Origin of the sequence: Lachnoclostridium phytofermentans (assembly GCF_000733755.1) — a bacterium.
Classification (GTDB): Bacteria; Bacillota; Clostridia; order Lachnospirales; family Lachnospiraceae; genus Lachnoclostridium; species Lachnoclostridium phytofermentans_A.
On record NZ_JPOF01000008.1, the window covers coordinates 161,541 to 172,914 of the forward strand.

The following is an 11,374-nucleotide window of genomic DNA, read 5'->3' on the forward strand; positions in this document are numbered from 1 at the left end:
TGCCTAAATTAGCGTTCCTGTTTGTAAATTAGGTTAGTGAAACCCCAAAGCGACTTAAACAATGTCGCTTTGGGGTTTTTTTAGTCTTTTTTCTAACCGCTATTTTTAATAAATAAAATCAAAGTTAAGTTATTTTTCAATAACACATTTCATATTTATACAATCTTAATGCCATACAAAGCATCTTAAGACCATTTTTATACGTTCTGGTTTAACATAGATTTGGAAGAAGAAAGGAAGCTTGATATGGAGGAATAGAGTGATTGGAAAAGAAGTTAACAAGCGTAAACAATACAAAAATTTAGTTTAAGTTTATAAACTAAAAAGGAGGTAAAAAGTATGGATATCATCATGTTAGCTATGTTAGCGGTATCATTTTTTTTAGTGAAATTACTGGTAGATTGGTGTGAGCATCAGGTCGAAAAACAATAAGCTAAGTAACGGGAAAGAGAGGATATCAAAATGTCAATAGGCATGTTTTTTTTAGCCGTTATCCTTGTCGGACTTGGATTGTACCTGCTTTATGCACTTATCAATCCGGAAAAGTTTTGATGTTGGAGAATTATAGGGGATATAACTAGGAGGATAGGCTATGTTTCAAATTATAGTTACATTAATGATTTATATGTTGCTGGTAATTCCAATGGGTATCTATCTGTACCATGTTGCTACCAATAAACATACCTTTGCAGACCCAGTTTTCGACCGTGTCGACCGTTTTATTTATCGTCTTGGCGGTATTGACCCACAGAAAGGCATGGGATGGAAAAAGTACGTAATGTCTCTGATAGTGATGAATGCTGTTATGGTCTTTATCGGATATCTGATTTTGAGAATTCAGGCTCTTCCAATTTTTAATCCGAATGGAATTGGTGCAATGGAGCCTACACTTTCTTTTAATACTATTATAAGTTTTATAACGAATACGAATTTACAGCATTATTCAGGTGAAAGTGGACTTTCCTATTTATCACAGATGATGGTAATCATCTTTCTGATGTTTACATCAGCGGCAAGTGGATATGCAGCTTGCGTTGCTTTTGTACGTGGGCTTGCAGGAAAAGAGAAAGATATGGGTAACTTTTATGTGGATTTAGTTCGAATTATAACCCGTATCTTGTTGCCATTATCGATTATCGTAGGTCTGTTCCTTGTTTGGCAAGGCGTTCCACAAAATCTTAATGCCAATGTTACAGTAAATACAATAGAAGGTAATATGCAGGATATCGCAATGGGACCGATTGCTGCGTTGGAATCGATTAAGCATCTTGGTACAAATGGTGGAGGATTCCTTGGTGCCAATTCTGCTACGCCACTGGAAAATCCAACAATATTGTCTAATATTGCAGAACTATATTCTATGATGATACTTCCTGGTGCTTGTGTTATCATGTTTGGGAATATGGTTCGTAATAGAAAAAAACAAGAAAAAGATAATACAAAACCAAAGCGCTGTTTGTTTGGCAGTGAAGGTCGTACCGTTTTTGCTGCGATGGGAATTATGTTTCTAATTGGTGTATTTGTATGTTATTTTGCAGAAAAGGCAGGTAATCCAGCACTGGGGCAGGCAGGTCTTTCTCAATCCATGGGTAGCATGGAAGGGAAAGAGGTTAGATTTGGTATAGGGCAATCCGCTCTGTTTACCACAACCACAACTTCTTTTACCACAGGTACTGTGAATAATATGCACGATACCTTGACACCGATTGGAGGTATGATTCCATTACTACACATGATGTTGAATTTGGTATTCGGTGGTAAGGGTGTTGGACTTATGAACATGATTATGTATGTAATCTTGACCGTATTTATTTGTGGCTTGATGATTGGACGTACGCCGGAGTATCTTGGTAAGAAAATTGAAGGAAAAGAGATGAAGCTCACTGCATTGTGCATTATTATTCATCCGTTATTAATCCTGTCTTTTACTGCTTTAGCTGTCGGTACGCAAGCAGGTATGGAGGGTATTACAAATCCAGGATTCCATGGGCTTTCTCAAGTATTGTACGAATATGCATCGAGTGCTGCAAACAACGGTTCTGGATTTGAAGGTCTTGCGGATAACACTTATTTCTGGAATATTACAACAGGTCTTGCGATGTTCTTTGGACGATACCTGTCCATTATTATTCAGATGGCGATTGCAGGTTCCTTGATGAAGAAACGGTTTGTGAACGAAACAATTGGTACCTTAAGAACTGATACCAAAACGTTTACGATTGCCTTGGTATTGATTGTATATATCTTTGCAGCACTTACCTTCTTCCCGGTACTTTCCTTGGGACCTGTGGCAGAGCATTTAACACTGTGGAATTAACGGAGGTTTGAAAGTATGAAACAATCAAAAGGAAAATTTATTACACCAGAGATTTTTTCTCAAGCTGTGAAGGAGTCTTTTATTAAGTTGAATCCTCGCTATATGGTGAAAAATCCGGTTATGTTTGTAGTAGAACTAGGATTTTTCATTACACTGCTGTTATCTTTCTTTCCTTCTATCATAGAAGCCAACAGTGAACATCTCCGCACCTACAATATTATTGTATGTGTAGTATTATTTGTGACAGTGTTATTTGCAAATTTTGCAGAAGCGGTGGCAGAAGGAAGAGGTAAGGCACAAGCTGCATCACTTAAGAAGACACAAAAGGATACGAAAGCGCGTCTTTTAAATGAGGATGGAACCGAGAGTTTGATTAACTCAAGTGAACTGAAAAAAGGCGATATTGTAATGGTTTCTGCTGGAGAAGTGATTCCCAATGACGGAGAGGTTATGGAAGGTATCGCTAGTGTGGATGAGTCAGCTATTACTGGTGAATCGGCTCCGGTAGTTCGTGAAAGTGGTGGAGACTTCTGCAGTGTTACAGGTGGAACAACAGTGGTTAGCGACTGGCTAAAGATACGTATTACATCAGAGCCAGGTAACAGCTTTCTTGATCGTATGATAGCACTAGTTGAGGGTGCATCTCGTAAAAAGACACCAAATGAGATTGCACTAAACACTCTATTGGTGTCGCTGACGATCATCTTTATGATTGTCATTGTTGCACTTTATCCGATCAGTGGATATAGTGGAGTGGTACTTCCTATCTCTACTCTGATCGCGCTCGCAGTTTGCTTGATACCAACTACGATTGGTGGATTGCTTTCTGCAATCGGTATTGCTGGCATGGATAGGGTTACTAGATTTAATGTAATTGCCATGTCAGGTAAAGCTGTTGAGGCTTGTGGTGATGTTGATACGATGATTCTTGATAAGACTGGAACTATCACCTATGGCAATCGTCTTGCAGCTGATTTTCTACCAGTAAAGGGTGTAGACAAACAAAAGTTAATTAGAGTATCAATGACTGCTTCTGTATTTGATGAGACTCCAGAAGGAAAGTCAACCCTAGATTTGGGTAAACAGCTTGGCTATAATATTCCTGATATTAAGACTAAAAATATTATAGAATTTTCAGCGCAGACTCGTATGAGTGGAGTTGATTTAGAGAATGGTACGAAAATTCGTAAAGGGTCCAGTGATGCGATTATACAGTACATTAAGGAAATGGGTGGAAGTATTCCGGAAAATCTAAAAAAGCTTGTAGACGAGGTTGCAACGTTAGGAGGAACCCCTCTGACTGTTTGCTGTGATGACTGTATCTTGGGTGTAATCTATTTAAAAGATACCGTAAAGCCTGGCATGAAGGAACGCTTTGAACGTCTACGTGCAATCGGTATTAAAACAATTATGTGTACTGGTGATAATCCATTGACAGCTGCTACCATTGCTAGCGAAGCAGGTGTGGATGATTTTATTGCAGAGTGTAAGCCAGAGGATAAGATTGATGTTATCAAGCGAGAGCAGGCAAAGGGGAAAATAGTAGCTATGACTGGTGACGGAACCAACGATGCCCCTGCTTTGGCACAGGCAAATGTAGGTCTTGCGATGAACAGTGGTACCACTGCTGCCAAGGAAGCTGCTAATATGGTTGACTTAGATTCCGATCCTACTAAGATATTAGAGGTAGTTGAAATTGGGAAACAGATGTTAATTACCCGTGGTAGTTTAACGACATTCTCAGTTGCGAATGATATTGCAAAATATTTTGCAATTATCCCTGCCATGTTTATGGTAGCGATTCCCCAACTATCGGTTATGAACATTATGTCTCTTGCTTCACCATATAGCGCAATATTGTCTGCTTTAATTTTTAATGCCATCATTATTCCATGTCTGATTCCGCTGGCGATGAGGGGGGTTAAATACCGTCCGATGTCCAGTAACAGAATGTTAATTCGTAATCTTTTGGTTTATGGACTTGGTGGTATCATTACTCCATTCGTCGGAATTAAAATAATAGACTTGTTGATTCACCCATTGCTTTCCTTGTTGGGTCTGTAAAATAGTAGGAATAGGAGGTTTTGCATAAAAAATGAAAGAAAAACTAAAATCATCATTAAGCGGTTTAAGAAAGGCCGTTCTGATAACAGTAATTTTGTTATTCCTGTGTGGGCTTGGCTATCCCATGCTGTTAACAGCAATTGCTCAGGTGGCATTTCCTCACCAAGCAAACGGTAGTTTAATTCATATAGATGGGCAAGCGGTTGGCTCGAAGCTGATAGGACAGGATTTTAAAGAAGACTATTTCATGAAGTGCCGTCCATCTGCAGTTAACTATAATACCTATAGTGAAGAACAGTTAGAGAATGGAGTTTACGGCGGTGTCGCATCTGGTTCTAATAATTATGCTCCATCAAATCCTGACTTAGTTGCTCGAGTAGAAGCAGATATAGAAGCATTCTTGGTGGAAAATCCTCACCTGAGTGCAAATGATATACCAACCGATTTAATGACTGCTTCCGGATCTGGTCTAGATCCTCATATCACACCGGAATCAGCAAAAATTCAACTGACTAAGCTTGTGGAGACTACCGGACTTTCGATGGAACTACTTGAGGAAATCGTAGAGAATAATACAGAGAATAAATTGTTTGGAATCTTTGGAGAAAATCGTGTGAATGTGCTTGGCGTAAACATTGATATTGCAAAACATATGGGATTGATTGGAGCACAAGAATAAGCAATAAACTTTTTAGGCAGAAGGTATAGTCATTAGGATTCTATTTATGATATATGGTATATAGATAATATGGCTAATCAATGGGGATGTCTTATAAGGCATCCCTGATCATTTATTTTACTAAGACAAAGAGATAAGGTCAAAAGTGAGATAAGGTCAAAAGTGAGAAAAGATGAAAAGTAGGAAAAGAGGAGAAGTAATAAAAGAAGTAAGAAAAGAAGTAAGAAAAGAAGTAAGAAAAGAAAAGAAGTAAGAAAAGAGAAGAAGTAATAAAAGAAGAGAAGTAATTAGAAATTGAAGAAAGATGATGATTCAAACTACAACTTCAATATGAAAGTTTATAGCTCTATATAATAATACATAGAAAGTATTGGTATAAATTATGATAGAAAGTATTGGTATAAATTATGATTGACAAATAGAATACAAGATGATAAAGTGTAATTAGGTTAGACACAACTAACCATAAGCGCGGAGTATACTCCGCTTATCTTAAGTATACGGGTTAGGATGAACTAACCATAGAATTGTGAAGAAGAGAATGAATTATGCGGAACTACTAGTATCCGCTTTTCTTGACACTATAAGTTAGGATAAACTAACCAATAAAATACTGTAACAGTGAGGAGTATAGTCAATGAGTATAGAACGATATTTAATCGAGCATTGTTCTCCGACATTAGCGTCATTAAAAACTGGCAATCTGTTCGGATTCGATTATGATTGTGAAAGTGATTTGATTGCTCATGTCAAGGAGTGGAACGAACAACTAAACTATAAAGGTGTGTTCGTTGAGGCATTAAAGGTACAAAATAATAGAGCTTTAATTTACGTTTATCGAAAAGATAAACTTGCTGCGGACTTGAAAAAAGAGGGTGTTGCAGGTTTTTTAAAAAAGTATGGTTATGAAGATATAACTATTGATGTTGCAATAAATATACTAAATAATCACTTATACGAACAAGAGGGTTTTCCACATGAAATCGGGTTATTTCTTGGTTATCCACTTGGTGATGTCATCGGATTTATTGAAAACAGAGGTAAAAATCCGAAGTGTACAGGTTGTTGGAAGGTGTATTGTGATGTGTGTGAGGCACAAAAGTTATTTTATTGTTTTAAAAAATGCACTGCGGAGTTCATAAATCTCTGGAATCAAGGAAAGACAGTTTGGCAGCTCACAGTAGCCGCTTGACACATAAATACTTCATAAGAAAAGAGGTTAGCGATATGAGTAAAATTGCAGTAGTATATTGGAGTGGTACCGGTAATACGGAAGCTATGGCAAATTATGTGGTGGAAGGTGCAAAAGAATCAGGAGCAGATGTAACATTGTTTACAGCTACTGAATTCTCAAAGGATCTTATTGATGATTTTGATGCATTTGCATTTGGTTGTCCTTCTATGGGCTCGGAAGAGTTAGAAGATAGTGAGTTTGAACCAATGTTTACTTCGATAGAATCAAAACTTAAGGGAAAAAGAATTGCGTTATTTGGTTCTTATGGATGGGGAGACGGTGAATGGATGCGAACATGGGAAGAAACCTGTGTAGACGATGGTGCGATTCTAGCATGCGACAGTGTTATTTGTAACGATGCTCCAGATGAGGAAGCAAAGAGTGCTTGTACTCTATTAGGGAAAACTCTTGTTGTATGATCTGATACATAGTTAGATTCAGATGAATGATTACCGGTAACGATAGAATTATATAATAAGAAGGTAGGAATGTAGTTTTATGAAATCAGTCTACATTCCTACCTTCTTTCATTTATTTCAAGTTATAATCACTTATTAGTTGACATGTATTAAGATAATAAATAGGGATGAAACATAGATTGATTTCCAACGTTATCCATTGATTTTTTCGTCTAGAGTGCTACAATTTCCTGTTATAGTAAGTCTTAAATTTGGAAAAGCTATCAACAATTACAATAGGAGGCAGATATATGAAATTAAGTGAAAAAATTGTTTTGGTTACCGCATCGACAAGAGGCATTGGACTTGCCTGTGTTAAGCGTCTTGCGAAGGAGGGTGCCACTGTATACATGGGAGCGAGAAATCTAGAAAAAGCAGAGGCGGTTGCAAAGGAGCTACAAAAAGATGGTTGGAAAGTTAAAACAGTTTATAACGATGCTACCGTAAAAGAGAGCTATCAAACTATGGTGGAGGAAGTGATGAAGCAAGAAGGTAGAATTGATGTATTAGTCAATAATTTTGGAACCTCCAACCCAAGAAAGGATCTAGATATTAAGTCAACTGAGTATGAGGAGTATATTGGAACCATAGATATGAACCTAGCGAGTGTGTTCTTAACAACTCAAGCGGTGGTACCTCATATGGCTGCAAATGGTGGTGGAAGTATTATAAATATCTCTTCTATTGGAGGAATACGCCCTGATATTTCACAGATAGCCTATGGTACTAGTAAGGCTGCAATTAACTACTTAACAAAGCTTATTGCTGTGCAGTGCGCAAGAGACAATATCCGATGTAATGCTGTATTACCTGGTATGACAGCAACAGATGCAGTAAATGAAAACTTAACAGATGAATTCAAAGAGTTTTTCTTAAAGCATACCCCAATCAGACGCATGGGCACCCCAGAAGAAATAGCTGGAACAGTTTTCTACTTTGCCAGTGATGACTCTGCGTATACAACAGGTCAGATTGTTGATGTTTCTGGTGGTTTTGGGTTACCAACACCGGTTTATGGGGATATGATTGCAATGAAAAGTAAAAGATAACGCTATGTCTAAGAGCTTTTGCATATTATATTGCAAAAGCCCTAACTATTGTTTTCGTATTAATAAAATTAAGGTTCTTATCGATAATTTATCGGAATTTCATTAAATTTAACCCAATCTCCTCGTTAAATTCACGTTCTACCATACCATCTATAACGGTTAAAACTAATTCACCGGTTCCACTTATAATGGCTTCATTTAGATGTCCACCATAAACATTCCCGTTCTCATCAGAGATACTGATATGAAAGTGAGTATAAACTTCTCCCTTCATAGATGTTATGGTTCCACCAAGTGATACGATTTCTAAATCACCATCAAAGGTATAGCTTTTATAGGTTTTATTCGCCGTTTCAAAAACACCTGCTGTGACTTTCCCACAGGCACCTAACCCACTTAAAGTAGCAAGCTTAATCTCTTCTTTTTTCGCTAATTCTTTTAGCTGTGTAACGATATCTTCTCCACGATCCAAGCGGATTACATAATGATTTTCAAATCTACGATAGTCCATAATGCACCTTCTTTCCTTCTTTCCTTTTATCCTCAATTTTAAATTCAATGTGGAAATAAATCTATCAAGATAATTATACATAACATTAAAAAAAAATGCATTAGAAAATCGGTGTATCTTAATTATATAGAGTTCACACGAATACAATCTGCTCTCAATGTAAGATTTATGAGGTAAATTAATCAGGAAACTATGCAAATTCTTGTATCTGGAAAATTAAATTCTGACTGATATTGATTGACAGATAAAAAGAGTAGGTGTAATATTCAATCATAATTGGTAGTACCAATATTGAACAGAAATTTATTTCAGCGACACTATCTATTATTATTGATAATAATATTATGATTAAAAGAGAAATATTGATAATATCACTTTTAGTCAGGTTCATTCCTTATTCATTAGTTCATTCTTTTTTTGGTGAACATCTCAATACATATAAATTTACACAAGAATGGAGAAAAGTTATGAAGTACGTTCGGCAATTTGGAATTATTCTAGCGGTAACTTTTATTGGAGAGGTTTTAAAACTCTGTATCCCTTTACCAATACCCGCAAGTATATATGGATTAGTTATTATGTTAGGTCTTATGATGACAAAAATAGTCCCAGTCAAATCTGTGAAAGATGCTGGAAGCTTCTTAATCGAAATTATGTCGCTTATGTTTATCCCAGCTGGAGTTGGTTTAATGATTTCCTGGAATGAGATAAGTGATATTTGGTTACCTTTGGTTCTGATTATTATCATAACCACTGTCGTTGTTATGGTGGTGACCGGTAGAGTTACGCAAAGAGTTATCTCACAGGACAACAAAAAGGAGTTAGGGAATCAAAAGAGGAGGTAACATAAATGAAAGAAATCATAAGTAATTCTTTATTCTTTGGGGTTGGTATAAGCCTACTTGGGTATGAAATTGGTTTACTCTTAAAAAAGAAATGGAAACTAGCAATATTTAATCCGCTGCTGATATCAATAATATTTGTAATTGGTATGCTTTCCGTATTTGATATTGGCTATGAGACTTACGAAGAAGGGGCAAAATACCTTAGCTATCTTCTAACACCAGCAACAGTCTGTCTTGCAATTCCTTTATACGAACAAATGGAGTTACTAAAACAGCATAAAAAGGCCATTTTCATCGGAATAATCTCAGGGGTATTAACTAGCCTTGTTAGCGTTTTACTATTATGTGCGTTATTTCAATTTACTCATGAGCAATATGTAACGTTACTTCCAAAGTCTATTACAACTGCAATTGGTATGGGCGTATCAAAGGAGCTTGGAGGAATCGTAACGATAACAGTAGCGGTGATAATAATCACTGGAGTACTTGGAAACATGATTGCCGAAACGGTATGTAAAGTGTTTCGTATAACGCATCCAGTCGCTAAAGGAATTGCTATTGGCACTTCTGCACATGCAGTTGGAACAGCGAAGGCACTTGAGATGGGAGAAATCGAAGGGGCAATGAGTAGCCTTTCTATTGCTGTGTCTGGTTTATTAACAGTAATTGGAGCCTCCATCTTTACGAATTTTATGTAATTGAAAGCGAGAGTTAAGGGTTATTATATGAATATAGAAAATAAAACATATCAAAATGTGATTCATTATATTAAAGATCTGGTAAAAACAGAGACGTTAAAGGAGGGAGATAGACTCCCTACGGAACGTAAGATGTCACTTGATTTAAATATGAGTAGAAATTCCATAAGGGAAGCCTTACGAACGATGGAAACGTTGGGATTAATAGAGAGTAAGCAAGGTTCAGGAAATTATTTGAAAAGCTCGGTAGGAAAAGCTTTTACAGAAACCTTAACGATGATGTTATACATGAAAAAAATTAATTACATTGAGATCAATCAGGTACGTTGTGCGGTGGAAATTCAAGCTTTTTGTAGTGTGATACAGGATATAAAGGAAGAGCAGCTAAAAAAGCTGATGGATCGACTGATTGCCTTGGAAGCTGCGACGAGAGAGGATGAGAGCAGATACGATAAAGAATTTCATCATGAATTAATTGCTATGACAAAAAATCCACTTATGATTGGTATTATGGAAGCGTTAGCAGACGCATTTGAGGATGGAATTTCATATAATTTAAATCATATGAAGGAGGAAGAACGCCAATATCAAAGAGAATGTCATAGAATGATAATGGAAGGACTGGAAAGTAAAAATCTTAAGAAGGGTCTTAGTGGAATAAAAAATCACTATGATTTCATAGACCAGGCTCTGCGTAACAACGTCCTTTCATAATTGTTACACAATAGTCTTATTTTCTTTCTCTGCAAATCGCACCATGCAATATTGCTTTAAATCAAAGTGTTTTTCAATTATTTCATACAAAGTAAAGCCAAAATGCTCATACATTGCAACATTTCGTTCGTTATGAGTTTCTAGGGAAAGCTCTAAACCAAACTCATCAGCATAGCGTATTACTTCTTTCATCATTTTGGAGGTAAGACCATGATGTTGCGCAGAGGGGCGTACGGCAAGATAGATAATATGCATTCGTTTGGTTTGCTCTATGTCATCCGTCCATTTAGAATTTAAATAATCCTTTCCAAGATAAAAATTCCATAGTGTCTTTAAAGAGGGATCTTCTTTAATCAGATAACCTTCTGTTTTTATGGATGCTATAAATTCATCGATATAATAACGTAGGGTGTTATAATGTTCCGACTCATCTGAGACAATAATAAGCCCATTAATATCTTCACTATCTGCATAGAATTCACAGGAATTGAAAAACTCCTCTAAGTCACATTTAAAAAGTTCTGGCATCAATTTTTTCCTAGTTTCTTCCTTCGGAATTAAATTTGCGTATAAAGGATCATTAAGAAAACATTCTGATAATAATTGTTCTAATTTTTCAAAATCTTTTTTTTCGATACGGTATAATTGATCGGTATACAACGGATTCACTCACCTTTGGTATGTATTCATGTTGAAATCATACATCAAAAGGCTTAGATTTTCAAGATTAAATACAGAATATCATAGGATCATAGAATATCATGGAGCGACATGATATTCGTAAATTGTGAAAAAATGAAAGGAT

The 11,374-nt window shown here is 36.4% G+C and carries 12 protein-coding genes; 10 read left to right on the plus strand and 2 right to left on the minus strand.

Annotated elements, in window-relative coordinates:
• Positions 1 to 474: 474 nt before the first annotated feature.
• The 7 genes from kdpF to CC92_RS0119360 all read left to right on the plus strand — a co-directional run bounded on the left by kdpF (position 475) and on the right by CC92_RS0119360 (position 7,801).
• Complete coding sequence (kdpF, locus tag CC92_RS23690) at positions 475 to 552, plus strand: K(+)-transporting ATPase subunit F (protein WP_155998595.1); 78 nt, start codon at positions 475 to 477, stop codon at positions 550 to 552.
• A 40-nt stretch (positions 553 to 592) separates the two neighbouring features.
• Positions 593 to 2,317, plus strand: coding sequence for a potassium-transporting ATPase subunit KdpA (kdpA, locus tag CC92_RS0119330; RefSeq protein WP_029501870.1), 1,725 nt, complete (start codon positions 593 to 595; stop codon positions 2,315 to 2,317).
• A 15-nt stretch (positions 2,318 to 2,332) separates the two neighbouring features.
• Positions 2,333 to 4,381: a potassium-transporting ATPase subunit KdpB gene (gene kdpB, locus CC92_RS0119335; RefSeq protein ID WP_029501869.1), complete on the plus strand. Its 2,049-nt coding sequence runs from the start codon at positions 2,333 to 2,335 to the stop codon at positions 4,379 to 4,381.
• A gap of 31 nt (positions 4,382 to 4,412) precedes the next feature.
• Entirely contained in the window at positions 4,413 to 5,060 is a 648-nt protein-coding gene (gene kdpC, locus CC92_RS0119340) for a potassium-transporting ATPase subunit KdpC (RefSeq protein ID WP_029501868.1), read from the plus strand.
• Positions 5,061 to 5,697: 637 nt separating this feature from the next.
• Complete coding sequence (locus tag CC92_RS0119350; protein WP_029501867.1) at positions 5,698 to 6,252, plus strand: DUF3793 family protein; 555 nt, start codon at positions 5,698 to 5,700, stop codon at positions 6,250 to 6,252.
• A gap of 35 nt (positions 6,253 to 6,287) precedes the next feature.
• Positions 6,288 to 6,713 carry a flavodoxin gene (locus CC92_RS0119355; RefSeq protein WP_029501866.1) on the plus strand — a complete coding sequence of 142 codons (426 nt, stop codon included), beginning with the start codon at positions 6,288 to 6,290 and terminating at the stop codon, positions 6,711 to 6,713.
• A gap of 290 nt (positions 6,714 to 7,003) precedes the next feature.
• Positions 7,004 to 7,801 carry an SDR family NAD(P)-dependent oxidoreductase gene (locus tag CC92_RS0119360; protein WP_029501865.1) on the plus strand — a complete coding sequence of 266 codons (798 nt, stop codon included), beginning with the start codon at positions 7,004 to 7,006 and terminating at the stop codon, positions 7,799 to 7,801.
• 88 nt (positions 7,802 to 7,889) lie between these two features.
• On the opposite strand, the gene CC92_RS0119365 is transcribed toward CC92_RS0119360, so the two are convergent.
• Positions 7,890 to 8,312 (minus strand): PPC domain-containing DNA-binding protein, encoded by a 423-nt coding sequence (locus CC92_RS0119365; protein ID WP_029501864.1) that lies wholly within the window; start codon positions 8,310 to 8,312, stop codon positions 7,890 to 7,892.
• Positions 8,313 to 8,779: 467 nt separating this feature from the next.
• On the opposite strand from CC92_RS0119365, the gene CC92_RS0119370 reads away from it, so the two are divergent.
• From CC92_RS0119370 to CC92_RS0119380, 3 genes are read left to right on the plus strand one after another with little or no spacing between them, the layout of a single operon-like run.
• Positions 8,780 to 9,157 (plus strand): CidA/LrgA family protein, encoded by a 378-nt coding sequence (locus tag CC92_RS0119370; RefSeq protein WP_029501863.1) that lies wholly within the window; start codon positions 8,780 to 8,782, stop codon positions 9,155 to 9,157.
• 5 nt (positions 9,158 to 9,162) lie between these two features.
• Entirely contained in the window at positions 9,163 to 9,855 is a 693-nt protein-coding gene (locus tag CC92_RS0119375; protein ID WP_029501862.1) for an LrgB family protein, read from the plus strand.
• A gap of 27 nt (positions 9,856 to 9,882) precedes the next feature.
• The gene (locus CC92_RS0119380; RefSeq protein ID WP_155998274.1) at positions 9,883 to 10,569 is read left to right on the plus strand and encodes a FadR/GntR family transcriptional regulator; all 687 of its coding nucleotides are present in this window, start codon (positions 9,883 to 9,885) and stop codon (positions 10,567 to 10,569) included.
• A gap of 3 nt (positions 10,570 to 10,572) precedes the next feature.
• Here the strand turns inward: CC92_RS0119380 and CC92_RS0119385 are convergent, their stop codons facing one another.
• Complete coding sequence (locus CC92_RS0119385) at positions 10,573 to 11,229, minus strand: GNAT family N-acetyltransferase (protein ID WP_029501860.1); 657 nt, start codon at positions 11,227 to 11,229, stop codon at positions 10,573 to 10,575.
• Between the last annotated feature and the right edge of the window lie 145 nt (positions 11,230 to 11,374).